This window comes from Streptomyces yangpuensis, from assembly GCF_024666385.1.
Taxonomy (GTDB): domain Bacteria; phylum Actinomycetota; class Actinomycetes; order Streptomycetales; family Streptomycetaceae; genus Streptomyces; species Streptomyces yangpuensis.
Genome location: NZ_CP102514.1, coordinates 3,872,942 through 3,894,517 on the forward strand (window position 1 = coordinate 3,872,942; position 21,576 = coordinate 3,894,517).

21 protein-coding genes are annotated in these 21,576 nt (G+C 72.0%); 10 read left to right on the top strand and 11 right to left on the bottom strand.

Translation table 11 applies throughout. From position 1 onward, the window contains the following. Positions 1-66: 66 nt before the first annotated feature. The 6 genes from pucL to NRK68_RS17735 all read right to left on the bottom strand — a co-directional run bounded on the left by pucL (position 67) and on the right by NRK68_RS17735 (position 7,948). Complete coding sequence (gene pucL / locus NRK68_RS17710; RefSeq protein WP_183066495.1) at positions 67-984, bottom strand: factor-independent urate hydroxylase; 918 nt, start codon at positions 982-984, stop codon at positions 67-69. Between the two features lie 266 nt (positions 985-1,250). After that, positions 1,251-2,600 (bottom strand): aspartate aminotransferase family protein, encoded by a 1,350-nt coding sequence (locus NRK68_RS17715; protein WP_183066496.1) that lies wholly within the window; start codon positions 2,598-2,600, stop codon positions 1,251-1,253. Between the two features lie 113 nt (positions 2,601-2,713). Continuing rightward, the gene (locus tag NRK68_RS17720) at positions 2,714-6,112 is read right to left on the bottom strand and encodes an AfsR/SARP family transcriptional regulator (RefSeq protein ID WP_257856191.1); all 3,399 of its coding nucleotides are present in this window, start codon (positions 6,110-6,112) and stop codon (positions 2,714-2,716) included. Positions 6,113-6,161: 49 nt separating this feature from the next. Then, entirely contained in the window at positions 6,162-6,536 is a 375-nt protein-coding gene (locus NRK68_RS17725; RefSeq protein WP_183066498.1) for a GvpU-like protein, read from the bottom strand. 167 nt (positions 6,537-6,703) lie between these two features. Then, a complete protein-coding gene (locus NRK68_RS17730; protein WP_030030412.1) occupies positions 6,704-6,907 on the bottom strand; it encodes a cold-shock protein in 204 nt (67 codons plus the stop codon). A 300-nt stretch (positions 6,908-7,207) separates the two neighbouring features. After that, on the bottom strand, positions 7,208-7,948 hold the full coding sequence (locus NRK68_RS17735) for a PP2C family protein-serine/threonine phosphatase (RefSeq protein WP_183066499.1): 741 nt from the start codon (positions 7,946-7,948) through the stop codon (positions 7,208-7,210). 155 nt (positions 7,949-8,103) lie between these two features. Here NRK68_RS17735 and NRK68_RS17740 point away from each other — a divergent pair, with 155 nt between their 5' ends. From NRK68_RS17740 to NRK68_RS17750, 3 genes are all read left to right on the top strand, one after another. Continuing rightward, positions 8,104-8,403 carry a hypothetical protein gene (locus NRK68_RS17740; protein WP_046777743.1) on the top strand — a complete coding sequence of 100 codons (300 nt, stop codon included), beginning with the start codon at positions 8,104-8,106 and terminating at the stop codon, positions 8,401-8,403. Positions 8,404-8,472: 69 nt separating this feature from the next. Next, a complete protein-coding gene (locus tag NRK68_RS17745) occupies positions 8,473-9,849 on the top strand; it encodes an FAD-binding oxidoreductase (protein ID WP_183066500.1) in 1,377 nt (458 codons plus the stop codon). 134 nt (positions 9,850-9,983) lie between these two features. Then, on the top strand, positions 9,984-10,415 hold the full coding sequence (locus NRK68_RS17750) for a hypothetical protein (protein ID WP_183066501.1): 432 nt from the start codon (positions 9,984-9,986) through the stop codon (positions 10,413-10,415). Between the two features lie 75 nt (positions 10,416-10,490). Here NRK68_RS17750 and NRK68_RS17755 read toward each other — a convergent pair whose 3' ends face one another. Then, on the bottom strand, positions 10,491-11,054 hold the full coding sequence (locus NRK68_RS17755) for a potassium channel family protein (RefSeq protein WP_183066502.1): 564 nt from the start codon (positions 11,052-11,054) through the stop codon (positions 10,491-10,493). A 66-nt stretch (positions 11,055-11,120) separates the two neighbouring features. Beyond that, the gene (locus NRK68_RS17760) at positions 11,121-11,804 is read right to left on the bottom strand and encodes a GAP family protein (protein WP_183066503.1); all 684 of its coding nucleotides are present in this window, start codon (positions 11,802-11,804) and stop codon (positions 11,121-11,123) included. 175 nt (positions 11,805-11,979) lie between these two features. Here NRK68_RS17760 and NRK68_RS17765 point away from each other — a divergent pair, with 175 nt between their 5' ends. After that, positions 11,980-12,372, top strand: coding sequence for an SHOCT domain-containing protein (locus tag NRK68_RS17765; protein ID WP_183066504.1), 393 nt, complete (start codon positions 11,980-11,982; stop codon positions 12,370-12,372). Positions 12,373-12,423: 51 nt separating this feature from the next. Here the strand turns inward: NRK68_RS17765 and NRK68_RS17770 are convergent, their stop codons facing one another. The 3 genes from NRK68_RS17770 to NRK68_RS17780 form a co-directional block, all read right to left on the bottom strand. After that, a complete protein-coding gene (locus tag NRK68_RS17770; protein WP_257856192.1) occupies positions 12,424-13,746 on the bottom strand; it encodes a hypothetical protein in 1,323 nt (440 codons plus the stop codon). A gap of 204 nt (positions 13,747-13,950) precedes the next feature. After that, entirely contained in the window at positions 13,951-14,697 is a 747-nt protein-coding gene (locus NRK68_RS17775) for a VOC family protein (protein WP_183066505.1), read from the bottom strand. A 204-nt stretch (positions 14,698-14,901) separates the two neighbouring features. Further along, positions 14,902-15,897: a LuxR C-terminal-related transcriptional regulator gene (locus tag NRK68_RS17780; RefSeq protein ID WP_257856193.1), complete on the bottom strand. Its 996-nt coding sequence runs from the start codon at positions 15,895-15,897 to the stop codon at positions 14,902-14,904. A 139-nt stretch (positions 15,898-16,036) separates the two neighbouring features. On the opposite strand from NRK68_RS17780, the gene NRK68_RS17785 reads away from it, so the two are divergent. The 6 genes from NRK68_RS17785 (at position 16,037) to NRK68_RS17810 (ending at position 21,554) form a co-directional block, all read left to right on the top strand. Next, a complete protein-coding gene (locus NRK68_RS17785; protein WP_183066507.1) occupies positions 16,037-16,180 on the top strand; it encodes a hypothetical protein in 144 nt (47 codons plus the stop codon). Positions 16,181-16,240: 60 nt separating this feature from the next. Beyond that, positions 16,241-17,458 carry a 5-aminolevulinate synthase gene (gene hemA, locus NRK68_RS17790; RefSeq protein ID WP_183066508.1) on the top strand — a complete coding sequence of 406 codons (1,218 nt, stop codon included), beginning with the start codon at positions 16,241-16,243 and terminating at the stop codon, positions 17,456-17,458. A 61-nt stretch (positions 17,459-17,519) separates the two neighbouring features. Further along, complete coding sequence (locus NRK68_RS17795) at positions 17,520-18,374, top strand: TauD/TfdA dioxygenase family protein (protein WP_183066509.1); 855 nt, start codon at positions 17,520-17,522, stop codon at positions 18,372-18,374. After that, positions 18,362-19,321, top strand: a complete 960-nt coding sequence (locus tag NRK68_RS17800) for a 3-oxoacyl-ACP synthase III family protein (RefSeq protein ID WP_257856195.1) — start codon at positions 18,362-18,364, stop codon at positions 19,319-19,321. The genes NRK68_RS17795 and NRK68_RS17800 overlap by 13 nt, the downstream gene beginning before the upstream one ends. Further along, on the top strand, positions 19,318-20,517 hold the full coding sequence (locus NRK68_RS17805; protein WP_257856196.1) for an ATP-grasp domain-containing protein: 1,200 nt from the start codon (positions 19,318-19,320) through the stop codon (positions 20,515-20,517). The genes NRK68_RS17800 and NRK68_RS17805 overlap by 4 nt, the downstream gene beginning before the upstream one ends. Further along, positions 20,514-21,554, top strand: a complete 1,041-nt coding sequence (locus tag NRK68_RS17810) for an MDR family NADP-dependent oxidoreductase (protein WP_183066512.1) — start codon at positions 20,514-20,516, stop codon at positions 21,552-21,554. Before NRK68_RS17805 ends, NRK68_RS17810 begins: the two co-directional genes overlap by 4 nt. Positions 21,555-21,576 lie beyond the last annotated feature (22 nt).

Sequence of the window (21,576 nt, forward strand, 5' to 3'; positions counted from 1 at the left end):
GAGGCCGGGCCCGGACCCCGCGACGCGGTCCGGGCCCGGCTCACGACCGGCGCGGGAGCGGGTCCGCTACGCCACGATCCAGTCGGACGTCGCGATGACCGGCTGCACGCCGTCACGGTGGACGGTGCCCTCGATCAGGCCGTACATGCGGTCCGCCGCGAAGTAGACCTCGTTGTCGTTCTTGAGGCCGAAGGGCTCCAGGTCGACGAGGAAGTGGTGCTTGTTGGGGAGGTTGAGCCGCACCTCGTTGACCCTGGGGCAGTTGTCGAGCACCCGCTCGGCCATCTGGTTCAGGGTCTGCTGGAGCGAGTACGAGTACGTCTCCGCGAAGGCCTCCAGCATGTTCTTGCGGACCTTCTTGTACGCCTGGTCCCAGTCGTACCCGGGGTCGTCGGCAGCCAGCGCCGAATGCGCCCAGCGCGCGGTGACCTTGGTCGCCAGGATGCGGTCGTACGCCTCCTTGAGCGTCGTGTACTTGTCCTTGATGTACCCGTGGAACTCGGAGTTCGTCGAGTTCATCACCGTGAGGTCCTTCAGGCCCGAGATGACCTGGAGGCCGGTCGTCTCGCTGTAGGTGATCTGCGCGGTGCGCACCTCCTGGCCCTTGAGGACGAAGGAGTGCTGCTCCTTGCGCGTCGGGACCGGGATGCGCTCCCAGGCGAATTCCTCGATGCGGATCTGGGCTTCGCGGATGGGTGCCTGCGAGGAGACGAAGTGCTTGGCGAGCAGGATGCCGAAGGCCTCCGGGGACTCGATGCCGTGCTCCTTGCCGAAGGCGTACACCGTGTTCTTCGTGGTGTCGGTCGGCAGGCAGTTGGCGTTGTCGCCGGTGAGGTGGACGTCGCGGAACTCACCGCGGAGCGCGACCGAGACGTTGAGGTCGCGGATCTCGTGCCAGGAACCGTCGTTGCCCTTGCGGGTGACCTTGACGATGCGGTTCTCGGCCTTGCCGTACTGGTTCTGGGCCAGGACGTGCTTGCTCATGCTGTCTTCCTTCGGGTACTCGGGAACACGGAGTCCGTCTTTCTGGATCCCGTACGCCCGGCGTCCAGCGGTCGTCCCGCTCCCCGCCGTTCGGCCCCGAGGGGGCCGCCCCGGGACTGACGTGCATCCCGGTCCGTAGGTGGTGCTCGGCCTGTTCAGGCATTGGTGGCCTGCACGGATTGCAGCATGCGCGTGGCGGGTTGACCACCGCACGGATCCTCCGAACACCGGTACCGACGGATTGGGCGACCCCACAGAAGCGCAGGTCAGACGGTGTGCGCGTCGGCCACCGTCAGAGCCTCGTCCAGGATCCGCAGCCCCTTCGCCACGTCCTCGGGCGAGATGTTGCAGGCCGGCGCGATGTGGATCCGGTTGCCCGCGACGAGCGGCCAGAGCCCGCCCTTCTTGCATGCCGCGCCGAATTCCGCCATCGGCGCGTTGTCCGCCCCGGCGGCGTTGTACGGGACCAGCGGCTCGCGCGTCTCCTTGCTGCGGACGAGTTCCAGGGCCCAGAACGTGCCGAGGCCGCGGACCTCCCCGACCGACGGGTGGCGCTCGGCGAGCGCGCGCAGGCCGGGCCCGAGGAGCTCGGAGCCGGTGCGGGCGGACTGCTCGACGACGCCCTCCTCCTCCATGACGCCGATGGTGGCGACGGCCGCCGCGCAGGCCAGCACGTGCCCGGAGTACGTCAACCCGCCCGGGTAGGGCCGGCGGGCGAAGGTCCCGGCGATGGCCGCCGAGACGGCGACCCCGCCGAGCGGTACGTAGCCGCTGGTCACGCCCTTGGCGAAGCAGATCAGGTCGGGCGTGACGTCCCAGTGCTCGGAGGCGAACCACTTCCCCGTGCGCCCGAAGCCGACCATGATCTCGTCGAGGACGAAGACGATGCCGTAGCGGTCGCAGAGCGCGCGCACCCCGGCCAGGTAGCCGTCGGGGTGCACGAGCACGCCGGGGGCGCCGCCGACGGTCTCCAGGATGATCGCGGCGATGGACTGCGGCCCCTCGAAGACGATGGTGTCCTCCAGGTGGCGCAGGGCCCGCTCGCACTCCTCGGCCTCCGTCGCCGCGTAGAAGGGCGACCGGTAGGCGAAGGGCCCCCAGAAGTGCACGACGCCGGCGGTCGCGGAGTCGTTGCCGAAGCGGCGGGCGTCGCCGGTCAGGTTGATCGCGGTGGAGGTGGCGCCGTGGTACGAGCGGTACGCGGACAGCACCTTCGGACGCCCGGTGTGCAGCCGGGCCATGCGGACGGCGTTCTCCACCGCCTCGGCCCCGGCGTTCGTGAAGAAGATCTTGTCGAGGTCGCCCGGGGTGCGCTCGGCGATCAGCCGGGCCGCCTCGGACCGCACGTCGACGGCGAAGCCGGGCGCGACGGTGCAGAGCCTGGCCGCCTGCTCCTGGATGGCCGCGGTGACCTTGGGGTGCTGGTAGCCGATGTTCGTGTAGACCAGGGCGCTGGAGAAGTCGAGGTAGCGGTTGCCCTGGTAGTCCCAGAAGTACGACCCCTCGGCGCCGGCGACGGCGAGCGGGTCGATGAGCTCCTGCGCCGACCAGGAGTGGAAGACGTGCTTCCGGTCAGCGTCTTTCACGGTCGCGAGGGCGTCGGCTTCTGCGTTCATGAAATGAGCGTAGTCGTCCAGGATGTGGACACGGCGGGGGCCGGGCCCGCGCCGCCCGGAGCGGCCCCGGCCCCTGGCCGGCCGCCGGCTCCCGAGCTCGCCGCCGGGGGTGATCAGGCGCCCAGGACCTCCCGCGCGAGCTCCGTCGCGGCCTCCGCCGCCTCCGTGGCGGCCGCGGAGCCCGGGGGCTCCCCGTACGCCGGGTACTCCCCGGCGAGCGCCGCACGGGCCGCGTCCTCGACCCGGGCCGCGTCCGCCCGCGAATGGTCGGGCCCGCCGCGCACGGCCAGGGCCGCCGCCAGCAGCCGGGCCGCCTCCTGCGGCCGGTCCAGCCGCAGGGCCTGGTCCGCGACCCCGACCAGCACCTGGGCGAGGGTCGGCGCGTGGCCCGCGTCCAGCGCCAGGCCGAGGGCCTCGGCCCGGTGCGCGCGGGCGGCCGCCGGCCCGCCCGCGGCCGCGTCGAGGTACCCGAGCGAGTCGAGGAGCACCGCCCGGAACACCGGGTGCACGGCGACCTCACGGACCGCCTCCCGGGCCCGCACCAGCTCCGCCCGGGCCACCTCCGGCTCGCCGTTCCAGCGGGCCAGGTCGGCCTTGCCGTGCGCCACCATGGCCAGCGCCTCCGGCCAGCCGGCCGCCACCGCGGCCCGTTCCGCCCGCGCCATCGCCGCGGCGCCGCCCGCCGGATCCCCGGCCAGCAGGCGCAGCTGGGCCTGCCGCACCCAGGCGTAGAGCCGGTCCTCGACGGCGCCGAGCTCGCCGAGGACGGCCACGGCCTCCTCGTAGTGGCCGATTGCCGCGGCGAGGTCGCCGCGCCGGGCCACCAGGTCGGCCAGCAGCGTCAGCGCGAAGGAGATCCCCCAGCGCTCCCCCAGACCGCGGAAACCGGCCAGGGCCGCCTCGATCGCGGCTTCCGCCCGCTCGGGCCGGCCGCCGGTCCCGAGCAAAGTCTTGGCGCCCTCCAGCAGCGCCTGCGCCCGGACCCAGGGGTCCTCGTCGGACCGGGCCCCCTCCCACGCGTCCGCCGGCGGGCCCTCGCCCGCGGCCGCGCCGCGCAGGATCCGGTCGAGGGGGTCCAGGAAGCGGACCACCGGGTGCCGGCTCCCCGTCCGTCCGGCGAGCAGCACGCCTTCACGGAGCAGCTCCGCGTTCTGCCGGTCGTCGCCGAGTCCGGCAGTCGCGAAGAGCACGGCCAGCGCACACGCGACGGCACGGGACTCCTCGTCCCGGCCGTCCGTGCCGTCCGTGCCGTCGGAGCCGTCCCTCCCGTCGGAGCCGTCCGTCCCGCCGCGTCCGTCCGTCCCGTCCCGGCACCCGGCGGCCGGGTCGGAGGCCTCGGCCCGGTCCCCGGCGGCCGGGTCGGAGGCCTCGGCCCGGTCCGGCAACGCCAGCGCCTGGAGCGCCAGTTGGGCGCCCTCCGCCTTGCGGCCGCTCAGCCACCAGTACCACCCGGCCGCCGCCACCAGCCGTACGGCGGCCCGCGCGTCGCCCGCGGCGATCGCACCGCGCAGCGCCGCGGACAGGTTGTCGTGCTCCGCGGTGAGCCGCGCGAGCCAGTCCAACTGCTCGGCCCGCCGCAGGTACGGGTCCGCGGTCCGGGCGAGCCCGGTGAAGTACGCGGCGTGCGCGCGGCGGATCCGCTCCTCCTCGCCGGCCTCCGCGAGCCTGTCCAGGCCGTACGCCCGGATCGTCTCCAGCATCCGGTGGCGCCCGTCGCCGTCGGTCACCAGCAGGGACTTGTCGGCCAGCGACGCGAGGAGGCCGAGTACGTCGTCCTCCTCGACCGGGCCGCCCGCGCACACACCCTCGGCCGCCTCCACGGTGGCGCCGCCGGGGAAGGCGGCGAGCCGCCGCAGCAGCGCCCGTTCCGGCTCCGACAGCAGCTCCCAGCTCCAGTCGACCACGGCTCGCAGCGTGCGGTGCTGACGCGGGGCCGACCGGGCACCGCTCGTCAGCAGCCGGAACCGGTCGTCGAGCCGGGCGGCGAGCTGCTCGGCGCTCATCGTGCGCAGCCGGGCCGCGGCCAGTTCGATCGCCAGCGGCATCCCGTCCAGGGCCCGGCAGATCCGGGTGACCGCCGCGGCCGTCCGGTCGGTGACGGCGAAGCCGGGACGCGCCGCGACCGCCCGGTCGTGCAGCAGCCGGACGGCGGCGTAGGACAGGGCCCGGTCCGCGTCGCCATCGGCTTCGCGGGGCGGCAGGGCGAGCGGGGGGACCGGCCACAGCGCCTCGCCGGTGAGGCCGAGCGGCTCCCGGCTGGTCGCCAGGACGCGCAGCCCGGGGCACTCGCCGAGCAGCCGGCCGGCCGTCGCCGCCGCCGCCTCGATCAGGTGCTCGCAGTTGTCGAGCACCAGCAGGGCCGTACGGGTGCGCAGCGCCGCGGTGAGCCGGTCCAGCGGGTCGCCTGCCGCCGGCCCGTGTTCCCGCAGGGCCAGCGCGTTCAGGACGGCGGGCACCAGGTCGGCGTCCGTGCTCAGCGGGGCGAGCTCCACCAGCCAGACGCCGTCGGGGAACCGGTCGAGCAGCGGGCGCGCGCTCTGGACGGCCAGCCTCGTCTTGCCGGCCCCGCCCGGGCCGGTGAGCGTGGTCAGCCGGAACTCGGATACGAGGGCGGCGATATGGGCGAGATCGTCGTCACGGCCGACGAAACTCGCCAGTCCGGCCCGCAGGTTGGTGAGCGGCGTCGGCGCCGGTGCCGGTACCGGTGTCGTCACAGGTGCCGACGGTTGCGGTTGCGGCTGCTGCGGCGGAGGTGCCGGCGGCGCCGGTGCGGCGCCCGCAGGGACCTCGCCGCGCAGTACGGCGGTGTGCAGGGCCGACAGTTCCGGCGAGGGGTCGGCGCCGAGTTCCTCGGCCAGAGCCTCGCGCGCGGCCGCGTACGCGGTGAGCGCCTCGGCGGGGCGGCCGGCCGCGACGAGCGCCCGCATCAGCGCGCCGACGAGCCGTTCGCGCAAGGGGTGTTCGGCGACGAGGGAGGTCAGCTCGGCGGTCAGCTCCCGGCCGCGCCCTCCGCGCAGGTCCGCCTCGATACGGTCCTCCAGGACCGCCATCCGCAGTTCCGAGAGCCGGGCCACCGGCGGCCGGAAGAAGTCCGAGCCCGCGACGTCGAGCAGGGCGGGTCCGCGCCACAGCTCCAGTGCCTCGCGGAGCAGACGCGCGGCGGCCCCGGGGTCGCGGGCCAGCGCCGCGCGGCCCTCGGACGCGAGCCGTTCGAAGCGGACGACGTCCACCGCGTCGGGCTCGACGGCCAGCCGGTAGCCGGCCGGATGCGAGGCGACGGCCCCCGCGGGCAGGGCCCGGCGCAGCCGGGACACCAGCGCCTGCAGGGCGTTCGCGGCGCACGCGGGCGGATCCTGCGCCCAGATCCCGTCGATCAGCAGCTCGGAGGCGACCACGCGGCCCGGTTCGAGCGCCAGCAGAATCAGCAGGGCCCGCAGCCGTGTCCCCCCGACTCCGACGCCGCTCCCGTCCTCGCCCCGTACGTCCAGGGCCCCCAGCATCGAGATGCGCATGCGGACATTGTGCGGTGCGGCGCCGTGCGGAAATCGCGGCGGGGCGCGGCTACTTGTCGAAGTAGCTGAAGTCCCCGACGGTCCAGGCGCTGACGTCGCTCAGGGCGATCCGGTACATCCCGCCGGTCTCGGGGATGCCCACCGGGCCCTGGAGGATGCGTGCCACGTGGAAGTGCAGGTGCGAGGGCGGGCCCGCGGGCCGTCTGGCCGTGGCCGCGGTGGTGGATCTGAAGACCTCGGCGAACGGGCCCAGCTGCTCGGAGTCCCGCAGGACCTCCGCGACCCGTTCGCGCCACACGTGTTCGGGGGCGAGGCGGCCGGTGATGACGGCGCCGTTCACGACGACCGTCAGGGACATCTGATTGGTCTGCTCCGACTCGACCATGGCGGCGATGTCGTGGAGCAGGTCGTCAGGGATCGACATGGGCAGGGACTCTAGCAAGCGGGCCCGGTTCCGGGCGGTGCTTCCGCCGCGACGGCGGCCGATTCGCGGCGGGGGCGCGGAAACGGGCGCGCGGCCCGCACCCAGGGGTGCGGGCCGCGCCTGAACGTTTCGCGTCGTCGTCGCCGCTGTCGGTGCCGGCGAGGGCGTCAGGCGGGAACGATGTTCTCGGCCTGCGGGCCCTTCTGGCCCTGCGTGACGTCGAAGGTGACCTTCTGGCCCTCCTGGAGCTCACGGAAGCCGGACGTGGCGATGTTGGAGTAGTGGGCGAAGACGTCCGCGCCGCCGCCCTCCTGCTCGATGAAACCGAAACCCTTTTCCGCGTTGAACCACTTCACGGTGCCGGATGCCATGAGATGTCTCCTTTGGGGCAGTGCCCGGGCCGCACTGTGCGGACCCGGCGTCGCCGAGATGATTGCCCCGACCGGAAATCTGAACCGGAAATGAAAAGTGCGCCCACCGGACGATCAGGTGAGAGCACTTGTAAGCTTTTTGGGGACCTCAACCGCAACTGGCGTCACCGTAGCACAGGGAAAAGCGCTGGGCCGGGAACGTCTTTCCCTCAGGTAATTTCGGCGTCGCCCCACCGGGCTGCCGGTCCGGAAATGATATGAGCAGCCCGGAAATTCGAGGGGTAATACCGGAATTCCCCGTCAGGAGCCGATCCGCACCAGCGCCAGGGTGATGTTGTCGGGCCCGCCCGCGTCGATCGCGGCCTTCCACAGCTCGAAGGCCGCCCTGCCGTCGTCGTGCAGCCGCAGCAGTTCCTCGATCGCCTCGTCCGGCACCGGGTCGGTCAGCCCGTCGCTGCACACCAGGTAGCGGTCGCCCTCGGCCGGCGTGAAGGTCCCGATGTGCGGGGTGATCGCCGTGCGCCCGCGGCTGCCGCCGAGCACCTGGGTGACGGCGGAGGTCGTGCGGTGCCCGGGCGCCGGCGGCGGGCTGTCGTCCACGCTCACCTGGCGCAGCCCGTCGCGCCCCGCGTGGAACACCTTGCTGTCGCCGACGTTGAACGCCAGCAGTGACTCGGCCAGGACGAGGGTGCCCGCGACCGTGGTCCCCATGGCCGTCAGGTCCGGCCGGCCGTCGGTGGCCGCGTACACCGCGTCGTTGCAGAGGTCCAGCGCGTCACCGACCGCCTCCGCGCAGTCCAGCGAGGGGCCGAGCGAGGAGAGCTGGCGCACCACGAGCTCGCTGGCCACCTCCCCGGCCGGCTGCCCGCCGAGCCCGTCGGCGACCGCGACGACGAGCGGTCTGCCGAAGGGGAACACCAGCGTCTGGGGGTTCTGGGTCACCGTCCCGCACAGGGTCCACGGACCGATGACGAGACTGTCCTCGTTGTGCTCGCGGACCAGACCGACATGGCTCAGGGCGGTCACAGCTATGTACGTCACCTCGACGTCCCGCCTCTCCGCAACGGCACCGGCAGACGCGTCCCCCCGCCACCATTGTCCGCCGCTCCGGCATGCGCGGCGCGGTCTGCCGGAGCACGCTGGTCCTGGAGCTGCCTGTCCCCCGACGGCGGCCGGGCCAGGAAGGACTGCCGCAGATGTTCGCGAGGCTGAGCACCTACCAGGGATCACCCGTCCCCGCGGAGGGGGACCTGGGCGCGCATTCGGAGCAGATCGTCCGGCAGGTGGCGGACGCCCCCGGCTTCCTGGGCGTCTACTACCTGGTCGACCGGGCCACCGGGGAGGCGAAGTCGCTCACCCTGTGGGAGGACGAGCAGAGCATGCGGGACAGCGAGGAGCTGGCCCACCGGATCCGCGAGGAGACCGCGCGCCGGGAGGGCCAGCAGGTTCTCGGGGTCGAGCACTTCGAGGTGGGCTTCAGCCATCTGAGGCCTTAGCGGCAGCCTCCGGCGCACGCGTCCCGGCGCGGCGTAAGAGAGAGGTACGAAGGACGAGGAGCGATGGTCATGGGCAAGCTCTCGATCGACCAGCTGCGGGAACGCGTACGCGGGGCGGTGGTCACCCCCGGTGACGACGCCTACGACGAAGCCCGCGCGGTCAACAACGCCATGATCGACCGGAGGCCGGCCGTCGTCGTGCGGTGCGCCAACGCCGGCGACGTCATGGCGACGGTCGACTTCGCGCGGGAGAACGGGCTGGACCTCGCGGTCCGCGGCGGTGGTCACAGCGTGCCCGGCTTCGGCACCTGCGACGACGGCGTGGTCGCGGACCTGTCCGGGATGCGCGGGGTACGCGTCGACGCCGCGCGCCGCACGGCACGCGCCGAGGGCGGCGCCACCTGGGGCGACTTCAACGCGGCGACCCACGCCTTCGGGCTGGCCACCACGGGCGGGATCATCTCCACCACCGGCATCGGCGGGCTCACCCTCGGCGGCGGCATCGGCTACCTGTGCCGCGGGCTGGGGCTGAGCTGCGACAACCTGGTCTCGGCCGATGTGGTGACGGCGGACGGCCGGCTGGTCGTGGCCAGCGAGGAGGAGAACCCGGACCTCTTCTGGGCGCTGCGCGGCGGCAGCGGCAACTTCGGCGCGGTGACCTCGTTCGAGTACCGGCTCAGCCCGGTCAAGGACATCTACGGCGGGCCGATGCTCTTCGAGGTGGACGACGCCGCCACCGTGCTGCGCTCCTTCGCCGAGTACATCGCCGACGCCCCGGAGCAGCTCGGCGGCTTCCCCGCCTTCCAGCTCGCCCCGCCGCTCCCGTTCATCCCGGAGGACCGGCACGGTGATCCCTTCGCGCTGATCGTGGGGTGCTGGGCCGGGCCGCTCGACGAGGGCGAGAAGGCTCTGCAGGTCTTCCGGGACTTCGCCCCGGTGGTCGCGGAGCACGTCGGCCCCATGCCGTACCCGGCGCTCAACAGCGCCTTCGACGCGCTCGTGCCGCCCGGCCTGCAGCACTACTGGAAGGCCAACTTCGTCACCGAGCTGACCGACGCCGCCATCGAGGCGCACCTGGTCCACGGTCCGAAGCTGCCCGCCGTGAACTCGACGATGCACATCTACCCGATCAACGGAGCCTGCCACCGCGTGGGGCCGGACGAGACGGCCTTCGCCTACCGCGACGCCTCCTTCGCCACCGTCATCGCCGGGATGTGGCCGGACCCCGCGGACAACGAGGCGAACATCGCCTGGGTCCGGGACTACTACGAGGCCACCGCCCCGCACTCGGAGGAGGGCGGCTACATCAACTTCATGGCCGAGGACGACCAGAGCCGGATCAGGGCCAACTACAAGGGGAACTACGACCGTCTGGCCGCGGTCAAGCGGACGTACGACCCGGGCAACCTCTTCCACCTCAACCAGAACATCCAGCCCGCCGCCTAGCCGGGCCGGCGCCGGGGCGGGCCGGTGGCGGGGCGGAGCGGTGCGGATGCGGACCGTGTCCGGCTATGCGTATTTTGTCGTAGTACCGGAAGGTCCCGTACGCCTGGTTTGCCTGATCGAGGAAGGCCCCCTCCATGAAGCGTTTCCCGGTGATCGGCGTGCTCTGCCTGAGCGCGGTGTTCGGCCTCAGTGCGTGTTCCGACGACAGCTCCCCCGCCGAGGAGGCCACCGAGGCCGCGGCCGACCTGTGCACCGACCTGAACGCGCTCAAGGCCGACAACGCCAAGCTGAAGGCCCTGAACCCCGCCGTCGCGACCAAGGACGAGCTCAAGGACGCCTACGACGCCGTCCAGCAGGACTGGGAGGACGTCAAGGAGAACGCGAGCAAGATGAAGGACGCGGAGCGCGAGGCGGTCCGGTCCGCCGCCGAGAACCTCAAGAAGGGCTACGAGGACCTGCCGGGCGACACCACCGGCAAGGACGCGCTCACCCAGCTGCAGCCCCAGATCCAGTCGCTGGACCAAGCCGCGACGGCCGCGGCCTCCGGTCTCAAGTGCCCCGGCTGACAGCCGCTCCTGCTGCGCGGAAGGCCCCGTCCGGTACCTCGGGCGGGGCCTTCTCCGCGGGGCCGGGTCACCCGCTCAGGCATCCTCGTCGTCCACGAACGGGGGTCCCCCGTGTCGCTCACCGCCCCGCCTGCGCATCCCGATCTTCATCGCGCCGAAGAGGGCCTTGGCGATCACGCCCACCACGACCAGGTCGGCGATCATCTGCACGGTGGTCAGCACCCGCCCGGTCCCGGTCACGGGGACGATGTCCCCGAAGCCCACGGTGGCGAACACCGTCACCGTGAAGTAGAGGGCGTCCGTGCGGGTCAGGGCCTCCGAGAAGGTGGCCGGAATGCTCTCCGAGAGCATGAAGTACGTGGCGGAGAAGACGAACAGGAACAGCGGGACGGCGGTGGCCATGGCTTCGAGCGCGCTCAGCCGCGGATACTCCGCCCGGGTGATGGCGGTGACCTGCCAGGCCGTCAGCAGGCCGAACGCGACCAGCCCCAGCACGAGCGTGAGGACCGTCAGGACGCCGAACCCGCCCTCCAGGGGCGCCAGAAAGTACAGCGCCGTGAGCAGCACCACCGAGCCGGTCCCGCGCACACAGTGGCCCAGCAGGACGCGTCGGCGGCGGTGGGCGGCATTGCGTTCCATGCCTTCAGGAGAACGGCACCCGCCGCATCCGGCGACCGGAGCGGCGGGCGTACCGCGCTCCGGCCGTCAGCGGGTGAGGTCGTAGAGGCTCCTGGCGGCCAGCCACACGCCGAGGACGAGGCAGCCGAGGACGATCGCCGGGTCCTTGTGGTCCGACAGCCACGCCCGCATGCCCGTCAGCGCCCGTGCGGCCCGCTCCGGGGCGAACACCATGTACAGCTCCATCGCCAGCAGGGTGGAGGTGGCCAGGAGGCAGAAGCCGATCAGGGCCAGATAGGTGGCGCTGTGGGAGAGGTCCGCCTGGAGGACCGTGGTGCCGGCCGCGGCGACCATGCCCCACGGCTGGAGGAGCACCCCGAGCCCGGCCGCGGACCACACGGACGTCCGGTCCATCCGGGAAAGCGCGCTCGGCTCCTCCGCGGAGCGGGACCGGGACCCTCCGGACTTCCGGGCGGCACCCGCCACGGGGCGCCGCCGGCGCCGGTGCTCGGCGTACGCCACCAGCCCGATGCCGATGGCCAGTCGGACCGCAAGCCCGGCGGTGGACGGCGGGGAACGCGGCGGCGGGGGCTGGCCCCCGGTGACGAGCAGGACGATGGCGATCACGGCGACGAGGCAGCCCAGCCAGGCGAGGATGAAGGCGAGCCCCTTCCACACGCCCCCGGGCGCGGACACCACCAGCACGAAGGCCATGATGGGCAGCGGATTGAGCGCGATCATCAACCCGATGACGATCAGGTCAAGCACCATCGGCTGTTCCCCGTCGGTGGAACGCGCCTTCCTCATGAACGGCGGAAGGCGATTTCATGCCTTCATCATCGCGCTGTCCCGCGTAAGGGTGCAAAAGATGCCGCATTCGCTCCGCATGCGGAGCAACCGACCCGCCTGTATCAATGAAGTAACACGTGCATGATCGGAGTCGGGTATGGACGACTATCCACTTCTCAACCTCTTCTGGACGATGCTGTGGTTCTTCCTGTGGGTCATGTGGTTCTTCCTGCTCTTCAAAATCATCACGGATATCTTCCGTGACCACAGCCTGCACGGCTGGGGGAAGGCCGGATGGCTCATTCTTGTGCTGCTGGTGCCCTTCCTCGGCGTGTTCGTCTACGTGATCGCGCGCGGCCGCAGCATGCACGAGCGGGACGCGAAGCAGATGAAGGAGAACGAGGCGGCCTTCCGCTCGTACGTCCAGCAGGCGGCCGTCGGCGGTGGCGGCGGTGGAGCGGACGAGCTGAGCAAACTCTCCGCGCTCAAGGACAAGGGCGACCTCAGCCAGGAGGAGTTCGACCGGGCCAAAGCCAGGATCCTGGCCTGAGCCGCACCGGCCCGGCAGGCCCCGCCCCGCCCGGGGCGGGGCCCGCCGGGCTCATTCGCGCTGCTCCGGCCGGTCGCCGGGCCCGTCGGCGACGCGGCCGCCCGCGGCCAGCAGGGCCAGTACGGCGAGCACCACGAGCAGGATCAGCACCAGCAGCAGCACCGTCAGCACGGTCGGGTGGTTCCACAGCGCGAACACGAGCGCGACAACGACCAGCGCGCCCACGGTGAGCGCCCGACGGTGTGCCTGGACCCACCGGCCGGTACCGCCGGTGCGCACCCCGTGCCCGGCACCCCAGAGCGCCGCGGAGTCGGCCGTACGGTCGGCCCTGCCGCGCACGCCGCGCGGCAGACGGCCGGCTCCCGACAGGTAGGCGCCGAGCGCCACGACGATGCCGAGGACGATCGCGGTCCGCAGGCTGACCCGCAGGAAGCGCACCAGCGTGTCGAAGACGGCCGCCGCCGCAGCCGGCGACTGGACCTCCGGGGGGAGGTGGTCGAGGTAGTAACGGCGGCCCACGGCCAGGGCGATGGCGACGAGCAGGCAGGCGAAGGCGGCGCACAGCGCGGTGGTCACCAGGGCCCGGCGCCGGCGCCGGGCGAGCAGCACCCCGGCCGCGCCGAGAACGACCGTGAGGACCGGCAGCCAGTTGCCGAGGACGTCGAGGAGGTGGACGGCGCCCCTGATCTGCCCCAGCTTGTCGCTCTGGAAGAGCACCATCTGCTTCTTGACCTCGGGGATCTTCTCCGCCGGGGAGACCCCGGCGGCCACCAGCTCCTCCTTGACCTTCTCGACGGCCTCACCGACGTCGAGGGTGACGGTGCCGCCGTCGACCCCGACCGCACCGCGGCCCTCGCCGGTGAGCGCGTGCACCACGGCGTTGTGGGCGGCGCGGTTGGCGACGGTCCACACGTTCTCGAAGCGGTCGCTCTCGACGAACCGGGTCGCCACCTTGGTGACGACCTGGTCGGCGGCCGAGTCCAGCTGCGGGCCCAGCGCCTTGACCGCCGCGCCCACGCGCGGCGGCAGCCCCTGTGCCTCCAGCCACTTCGCCAGGTCGGCCGTGACCTGGGAGCCGTCCACCCGTACGTCGGCCGCCTCCGCGATGCGGTGGACGGCGGCCTCCTCGATCGCCGGGTTCGAGGCGAGCGGCTCGACCGTGGAGACGTACCGGTCGGTGTCCAGCACGATGTCGTGCACCCAGACGGTGAGCAGCGAGACCGGTACGAGGATGCACGTCAGCGTGATCAGTACCGCCGAGACGGCGCTTTTCGCGATGCGCCCCCCACGGGATCCGCCGCCCGGTCCCACGGTCGCAGGCGCGGTCGGCGCCGCGCCGGGCGGGTCGCCTGGGGACGGGGTCGGCTCACTCATGGCACTCCCGGGGACGACGGGGCAGGGGGAGGGGCGGGGGCGCGGCGGGTCGGCCACGCCCTGCCATTGGATCCAGACCCGAACCGGAACCGCCTGTTCAGCTGGGCCCTCCAGGTGACGCCGCGGAGGCGGTGTCACCTGCCCGGTCGCCGGCCCCGGCAGGGTGCCCACGGGGACCGGGGGACGAGGGGACGGGGCTGGGGATCAGAAGGGCACGGAGTCGTCCGGCCCGACGATGCCGAAGAGCGCGCCTTCGGGGTCCCGCAGGGTGATCTCGTGCGGGCCGGGCCCGGAGTCCGCCACGGACACGGTGCTGCCGCCCAGCCCGGTCGCGGCCTTCACCGCGGTCTCCAGGTCGGGCACCCGGAAGTGGACATGCCAGCGCGGCCGCAGTGACGGGTCGGGGGCCTGCGCGAGCGTGCCGCCGTGCAGGCGGGCCACCGTACGGCCCCCGTGGCGGAGCAGGATGCGGTTGTCCTCCTCCACATAGGCGACCTCGCAGCACCCGGCCTGGGCACAGGCCCATTCCAGGACCTCGCCGTAGAAGATGGCGGCGTCGAAGGCGTTCCGGGTGCGCAGTTCGAGCCAGGCCGGCGCGGCCTCGCCGCCCATACCCCAGTCGGGGATGGCGTCGCCCTGCCAGATCCCGAAGACCGCGCCGTCGAGGTCGGAGGCGAGCGCCGCCCGTCCGGTACCGAAGGCGAGGGGGCCGACGGCGACGGTCCCGCTGCGCTCCAGGATGCGCGAGGCGGTGGCGTCGGCGTCGTCGACGGCGAAGTACGGGGTCCAGGCGACGGGGACGGTGACACCGGCGGGCACGGCACCGAGGCCGGCCACCGGGATCCCGTCGCTGAAGCCGACGACGAAACCCCCGCCGAGCCGGTCGCCGCCGAAGCGCCAGCCGAGGACCGCGCTGTAGAAGGCCTGCGCGGCACCGACGTCGCGGGCCATGAGACTCACCCAGCAGGGTGCGCCGAATGTTTCGTGACTCGATGTCGACACGCCTGTCATCCCCATCCGCCGGTGCGGCCCGGATGCCCCTCCCACGGTACTCGCGGCAGCTCCCGGGCAACGTCCGCCACATCCTCCTGGCGCCACCGCCCACCCCCGCGCCGACACGCTGAGGCGGACGCGCGCCGGGCCGGTCCGGCCGGGTCAGGGACGGCGGGGAGCGGGGGCGTACAGGTCCTCGTCCAGGATGCCGCTGCGCGCGATGAGGTACGCGAGCTGGGCGCGGCTGCGGCTGCCCAGCTGCTCCGAGGCCTTGCGGACGTGGGTGGCCACGGTACGGGCGCTCATGCCGAGACGGCCGGCGATGGTCTCGTCGGTGTAGCCGTTCACCATCAGGTGCAGGACCGCCCGGCGGGTCTCGTCGGTGAGCAGGGGCGGGCGGTGTTCGGTCGGGGTGTGCCGCAGGGGCGCGGCGCGCTCCCACGACTTGTCGAAGATGCCGACGAGGTAGCGGATCATCCCGGGGTGCTCGATGACCAGCGCGAGCTGCTGGCGTTCCTCGCCCGGGTCGGGGACGAAGGCGATCTTCCGGTCGCACACGATCAGCCGGTCGAACACCTCGTCCAGGGTGCGGACTTCGGCGCCGGCGACCGAGATCTGCTCGACGTAGGCGAGCGTCGGCGCGTGCGAGCGGACGGTGTGCTGGTAGATGGTGCGCTGGCGGATGCCGCGTTCCAGGGCGGCCACGTCGCTGGCGAGGGCCTTCTCCAGCAGCTCCGCCGGCCGGCCGCCGCCCGGCTGGGCGGTCAGCAGTTCCTCCTCGCAGGACTGCACCACCGAGGACAGCGTGGCGCTGATGGCGTCCGCACCGCTGATCGCGCGGATGCCGGTGCCGGTGCCGGTGCCGGTGTGCGCGCGGTAGACCTCCTCCGCCTGGTGCATGGCGACCCGGGCAGCCGCCAGCGCGCGCTGCTTCTCCTCGATGTCGGTCTCCAGCGGCCGCATGACGGCGTTGGCCGCGAGGCCCGGGGGCAGGGGTATCAGCCGGCCGTCGGGCAAGGCCCGCAGCAGGCCCAGGTCCAGCAGGCACTGCGGGCAGTCGCGGTCCGGGAGGTCGCCGCGGACGGCCGCCTCGTAGGAGGCCAGTCCCTCACTGCAGAGCTCGACGGGTGGAACACGTACCCCTCTGTCCGGTTTCACGCACATTTAGCCATCCTTCAAGTCTCTGCATTGCGTGATCATGCTCCCGGAAATCCCTGTGTTCGGCGAGAAGCCCGGCACATGATTCCTGTCACGGGCCGGAGAAACCCGGCCGTGCAGCACTCATCAGGGGGAACCAATGTTCAAGACGACTTTCCAGCAGCTCATCGGTGCACTCGCAGTCACGGTTCTCGCGACTCTCGGCGTGGTCGCGAGCGGTGAATCCGCACCGCAGGAAGACGTCGTCACCGCCGCCCTGGAGAGCGACTCGCAGTGGGGCTGACCGGGCCGGCAGACACCCTGCCTCGTCCCTGGATCATTAAATTCTAGTTACAGGAGAGACATGTCCGCCCTTCCCGTATCTGCACGGCCCATGTCGGTCTTCGACGGGCTGGAGGAGCGCCTGGCAGACCTGAGGAGCTCGGGTCTGTACCGAGAATTCACCCCCTGTTCGTACCTGGCCGAGCAGCCCGGTCACGCGATGCACCGGGGGGCGCGCGTCCAGGTCTGGTGCACCAACGACTACCTGGGCATGAGCCAGAACACGCAGGTCATGCACGCTCAGGTCGCCTCGACCCTGCAGCACGGCACGGGCAACGGCGGTTCCCGCAACATCGCGGGGACCAGCGAGGCGCACGTCGAGCTGGAGACGCGGCTGGCGGCCTGGCACGGAAAAGCCCGCGCCCTGATATTCACCAGCGGATACGTCGCCAACTTCGAAACTCTGACCACGCTGCTCGCCGCCGTACCGGACATGGTGGTCTTCTCGGACTCGCTCAACCACCGGTCACTGATCGAGGGAATCCGTGCGTCCAAGAACCGCCGGCACATATTCCCGCACAACGATATCGCCGCGCTGGACGACATGCTGGGTCAATACCCGGTGGAACAGCCGAAGTTGATCGTCTTCGAATCGGTCTATTCAATGGACGGTGACATCGCGCCGATCACCGAGATCTGTGATCTGGCCGAGCGTCACAATGCCATGACCTATCTTGACGAGACGCACGCGATCGGTGTGAACGGCCCTTCGGGGGCCGGAATATGCGAGGAGATCGGAGAACACCGGGCGACCTTCGTCCAAGGTGTCTTCGGAAAGGCCGTCGGCACGACCGGCGGCTACGTCGCCGGCCCCGACACCGCCCTCGACTACGTCCGGTCGCACGCGCCCGGCTTCATCTTCACGACCACGATTCCCCGTTCGAGCCTGGACGCCACCCTGCGGAGCCTCGACGTCATCCAGGGGGCGGCGGGAGCCGAACTCCGCCTGAAACTCCGGGAGAACGCCGCGCTGATGCGCAGCCTCCTGCGCGAGGCCCGTATCGACTTCATCGACGCCCCCACCCACCTGGTCCCGGTGCTGGTCCCGGGAGGCGAGCGGGTCAAGAGAATCTCCCGCCGCCTGCTGGACGAGTACGGCATCTACGTCCAGCCCATCAACTTCCCGTCCGTGGCGAAGGGGGGCGAGCGCTTCCGGGTGACGGTCGCGCCGTTCCGTACCCGCGCGGACATCGAGGGATTCGTCCGTGCGCTGCGCGCGTGCCTCGACGACCTCCGATAGCGCAACAGTCAATTCCGCCATTCCATTCTCGTCGCACTTCGTGCATCAAGGAGATCCGCTCGTGCAGATCAAGGAAATCACCCCGTTCATCGGCTCGGAGCTGACCGGTGTCGGCTACGAGGACCTCCAGGACCCGGAAATCTTCGCCCGGCTCGTCGACGCCGTGCACCGCCGCGAGCTTGTGGTCGTCCGCGGTCTGGACATCACCCCCGAGCAGCAGATCGAGCTGGCCTCCCGCATCGGCCGGCCCGTGCCCTTCCTCATGGCGAAGTACCGCCACCCCGACCACCCGGAGATCATGATCTCCTCCAACGCCATGAAGGCGAACCGCCCGGTGGGCGTCGCCCGCGTCGGCAACTTCTGGCACCAGGACTCCTCGTACATGAAGGACCCGGCGCCCTACACGATGCTGCACGGCGTGGACGTGCCCGCCACCAGCGGCCACACCCTGTACGCCAGCGCCCTCGACGTCTACGACCGCCTTCCCCAGGAGTGGAAGGAGAAGATCGCCGGCCGCACCGCCCTGCACACCGTGAGCAAGCGGCAGCGGATCTCGCCCGAGCACGCCGGGCTCTCCATCGCCGAGCTCAAGGCACTGGTCGAGATGGAGTACCCGCCGACCGAGCACCCGCTGGTCAAGCAGGACCCGGTCACCGGCCGCCCCTACCTCTACGGCGCCCCCGAGTACATGGACTCCGTCGTCGGCTTCGACGCCAACGAGAACGCCGAGTTCTTCGCCCTCATCGACCGGCTCATCCAGGACCCCGAGCACGTCTACACCCACCGCTGGACGACCAACGACCTGGTGGTGTGGAAGACGGCGACGACCTACCACGCGGCCACCGCCGTCGAGCCCGGTGCCACGCGGACCGTGCACCGCGTGAGCATCGAAGAGGGCGAGACGTGGGCGGCATAGCCGACTTCGACGTCTCCTTCCCGTCCGCGAGGGCCGACATCCGCGACATGTCCGCCGCCTCCGGCGTCCCCGTCGCGGACCTCGCCCGGATCACGCACTGCGAGACCTTCCCGGTGCTCGCGGACGGGGAGCAGGCCTGGGAGCTCGCCCTGGCGGCCGCCCGGACGGTGCTGGAGCGGACCGGCGTGCCGCCGGAGCGGATCCGGCAGGTCGTCTACGCCGGGTCCGGCGCGTGGGACCGCCCCTTCTGGTCGCCCGCGGCCAAGGTGGCCCACGCCCTCGGCATCGACGGCGCCCACTGCTTCGAAGTGGCGAACTTCTGCAACGCCGGAATGACCGCCATCAGGCTCCTGACCACCGCGGGGGCCCTGGACGAGAACACGTACGCACTGGTCCTCGTCGGGGACCGGCTCAGCCGGATGGTCGACTACCGTGACCCGGATTCCAAGGCTCTGTTCAACTTCGGTGATGCGGCTGCGGCGGTGCTGCTGGGCGGCGGTCCGAGTCGTTTCCGTGTCGTCCACTCCACCATGCGCACCGACGGCGGCTGGTCCGACTACTACGCCGGGGAACCTGCCGGCTCCCGCGTCCTGATCCGGCGGGGCCCGCACCGCAAGGGCCTCGCGGACGCCTACGTACGGCACTTCACCGCCCTGGTGGACGAGACGCTGAGCGCGCTCGGCATCACGACGGACGACGTCTCCCACTTCCTCGTCAACCACGGCGACCAGGACATGCACCGGCGGCTGCTGGACACCCTGGGCATCCCGGCCGCACGGAGCGTCTTCAACTACGACCGGCTGGCCCACATGGGCGGTGCGGACACCCTCATCGCCCTGAAGGACCTCGAACGCGGGGACCGGCTGCGCCACGGCGACCTGATCATGCTCGCCACCAGCGCCATGGGCTTCAGCTGGGGCATCACGACCTTGGAGTATCTCGGATGAAGATCCTCGTCATTCACCAGGTGCCGTACCGGAAGATCGGCTACGAGCGCGGCATCGACCACGACCGCCACGAGGTGACGTACATCGGGCACCCGCACCGGATGGCCGACCTCCCCGAGGGCCTGCCGGCCCGGCGCATCGTCCTCGACGCCGACGAGGACCTGGTCGCCGGCATCCGTGCCCGCACCTCGCCCGACGACGGCTACGAGAAGGTGCTCGCGCTCTCCGAGTTCGGCATCATCGAGGCCTGCCACGTCCGCGAGCACCTCGGTATCGACGGCCCTGACCTCGCCGCCGTCGAGCGGGTCCGGGACAAGGTCCGGATGAAGGAGGCGCTGGCCGGCTCGGACCTGCGCCACCCGCGCTTCGTCGCGGGGCCCGCGCCGGACGGCACGCTGCCGTGGGCCGGGCGTACGGTCCTCAAGCCGCGCCAGGGCGCCTCCAGCGAGGACGTCTCCATCCACGCGACGGCCCGTGAGGCGCTCGACGCGTACGCACGCCTCACCGACGCCGGGGAGTTCCAGCTGGAGGAGCACATCGACGGCGACATCCTGCACGCCGACGGGCTGGTCGAGGGCGGCCGGCTGGTCGATCTGGCGGTCAGCCGCTACGTCAACAAGCCGGTCGAGTACGCGCAGGGCGCCCCGCTCGGCTCGCACCAGGAGCCGTGCACGCCCGCCCAGCGGGCCCTGGCCGAGCAGGTGGTGGCGGTCCTCGGGATCGAGGAGGGCTGCGTCCACCTGGAGTTCTTCGAGACACCCGGCGGCGAGCTGGTCTTCCTGGAGGTGGCCAACCGGGTCGGCGGCGCCGCCGTGGTCTCCACGCACGAGCTGCACACCGGGGTGCACCTGCCCTCGCACGAGATCGCCGTCCGGCTCGGCCTGGAGCGCCCGCCGGCCGGTCCGCCCAGCGGCCGCCACCACGGCTGGATCGCCTTCCCCGGCCATCACCTGGCGGCCGGCGGCGTACGGACGATCGACGTACCGGACTGGATCAGGACCCATCCGTGCCTGGACGGACTGCACGTCCTCGCGCCGGAGCAGGAGACGCCGCGTCACATCACGTACCAGGAGTGGGAGGTGCCGGTGTTCATCGAGGCCTCCCACACCGACGCGGCCGAACTGCGCCGCTTCCTGCGGGAGTGCGCCCGCGCCGTCTCCGTGCGCACCGCCCCGGCCACGCGGGTGGCGGCATGAACGCCCCGGTCCGCACCACGCGGGTGATCACGCAACGCCGCCGGCCCCGCGGCATGCCCGTACCCGAGGACTTCGCCGAGGCCGAACTGCCCCTGGCGGCGCCGGCCGAGGACGAGGTCCTGGTGGAGAACCTCTGGCTCTCCGTGGACCCGTACATGCGCGAGTGCATGGACGCCGAGTGGGAGCTGGGCGCTCCGCTGGAAGGCCGTTCGATCGGGCGGGTCGTGGAGTCCGGCAGCGCCGGACTCCCCGTGGGGACGCTGGTGTTCCACCGGGAGGGCTGGCGGACCCACGCCGTCCTGGCCGCGGCCGAGGCGCGTGTCCTGCCCCGGTACGAGGGGGTCGCCACCGAGTCCTTCCTCGGCCTGCTCGGCGGCACGGGCCTCACGGCGTACGTCGCCCTGACCCGCATCGCCCGGCTGCGGGCCGGCGAGACGGTCTACGTCTCCGCCGCCGCGGGCGGTGTCGGCACGGCGGCCGGCCGGCTGGCGCGGCTCCTCGGCGCGGGCCGGATCGTCGGCAGCGCCGGATCCCCGGCGAAGGTCCGCCTGCTGACGGAGGAACTCGGCTACGACGCGGCCTTCGACCACCGCGCCGGCCCCTCGCTGCCCGACCAGCTGGCCCGGACGGCCCCCGACGGCATCGACGTCTACGTCGACAACGTGGGCGGCGCACACCTGGAGGCGGCGATCGGGGCGATGCGCGAGGACGGGCGGATCGCCTGGTGCGGAGCCGTCGCGCAGTACAACGCGGGCTCCGCCCCGGCGGCCCCCCGCAACCTCTTCGACCTCGTGGAGAAGAGCATCCGGCTGGAGGGCTTCCTCGTCTCCCGCCACCGCGACGCACAGGCGGAGCTGGAGCGGTTCCTGGTCCCGCACCTGCGCTCCGGCCGCGTCACCGACCGGCTGCACGTCACCGAGGGCTTCGAGAGGACCGTCGACGCCTTCCTCGGGATGCTGCGCGGCGAGAACACCGGCAAGGCGGTCGTCCGGCTGGGCCGCGACGCCCCGGAGCGGTCCGCCGGACCCACTCCCTGAGCACCCCCTGAGCACCCCCTGA

What these genes read in the sequence shown, in the direction of transcription:
- NRK68_RS17730 (WP_030030412.1), bottom strand. Translation starts at nt 6,907, where the DNA reads ATGGCATCCGGCACCGTGAAGTGGTTCAACGCGGAAAAGGGTTTCGGT.
- NRK68_RS17720 (WP_257856191.1), bottom strand. Translation starts at nt 6,112, where the DNA reads ATGCGCATCTCGATGCTGGGGGCCCTGGACGTACGGGGCGAGGACGGG.
- NRK68_RS17750 (WP_183066501.1), top strand. Translation starts at nt 9,984, where the DNA reads ATGAAGCGTTTCCCGGTGATCGGCGTGCTCTGCCTGAGCGCGGTGTTC.
- NRK68_RS17745 (WP_183066500.1), top strand. Translation starts at nt 8,473, where the DNA reads ATGGGCAAGCTCTCGATCGACCAGCTGCGGGAACGCGTACGCGGGGCG.
- NRK68_RS17715 (WP_183066496.1), bottom strand. Translation starts at nt 2,600, where the DNA reads ATGAACGCAGAAGCCGACGCCCTCGCGACCGTGAAAGACGCTGACCGG.
- NRK68_RS17760 (WP_183066503.1), bottom strand. Translation starts at nt 11,804, where the DNA reads ATGGTGCTTGACCTGATCGTCATCGGGTTGATGATCGCGCTCAATCCG.
- NRK68_RS17775 (WP_183066505.1), bottom strand. Translation starts at nt 14,697, where the DNA reads ATGGCCCGCGACGTCGGTGCCGCGCAGGCCTTCTACAGCGCGGTCCTC.
- NRK68_RS17755 (WP_183066502.1), bottom strand. Translation starts at nt 11,054, where the DNA reads ATGGAACGCAATGCCGCCCACCGCCGCCGACGCGTCCTGCTGGGCCAC.
- NRK68_RS17725 (WP_183066498.1), bottom strand. Translation starts at nt 6,536, where the DNA reads ATGTCGATCCCTGACGACCTGCTCCACGACATCGCCGCCATGGTCGAG.
- NRK68_RS17785 (WP_183066507.1), top strand. Translation starts at nt 16,037, where the DNA reads ATGTTCAAGACGACTTTCCAGCAGCTCATCGGTGCACTCGCAGTCACG.
- NRK68_RS17805 (WP_257856196.1), top strand. Translation starts at nt 19,318, where the DNA reads ATGAAGATCCTCGTCATTCACCAGGTGCCGTACCGGAAGATCGGCTAC.
- NRK68_RS17765 (WP_183066504.1), top strand. Translation starts at nt 11,980, where the DNA reads ATGGACGACTATCCACTTCTCAACCTCTTCTGGACGATGCTGTGGTTC.
- pucL (WP_183066495.1), bottom strand. Translation starts at nt 984, where the DNA reads ATGAGCAAGCACGTCCTGGCCCAGAACCAGTACGGCAAGGCCGAGAAC.
- NRK68_RS17770 (WP_257856192.1), bottom strand. Translation starts at nt 13,746, where the DNA reads ATGAGTGAGCCGACCCCGTCCCCAGGCGACCCGCCCGGCGCGGCGCCG.
- hemA (WP_183066508.1), top strand. Translation starts at nt 16,241, where the DNA reads ATGTCCGCCCTTCCCGTATCTGCACGGCCCATGTCGGTCTTCGACGGG.
- NRK68_RS17740 (WP_046777743.1), top strand. Translation starts at nt 8,104, where the DNA reads ATGTTCGCGAGGCTGAGCACCTACCAGGGATCACCCGTCCCCGCGGAG.
- NRK68_RS17810 (WP_183066512.1), top strand. Translation starts at nt 20,514, where the DNA reads ATGAACGCCCCGGTCCGCACCACGCGGGTGATCACGCAACGCCGCCGG.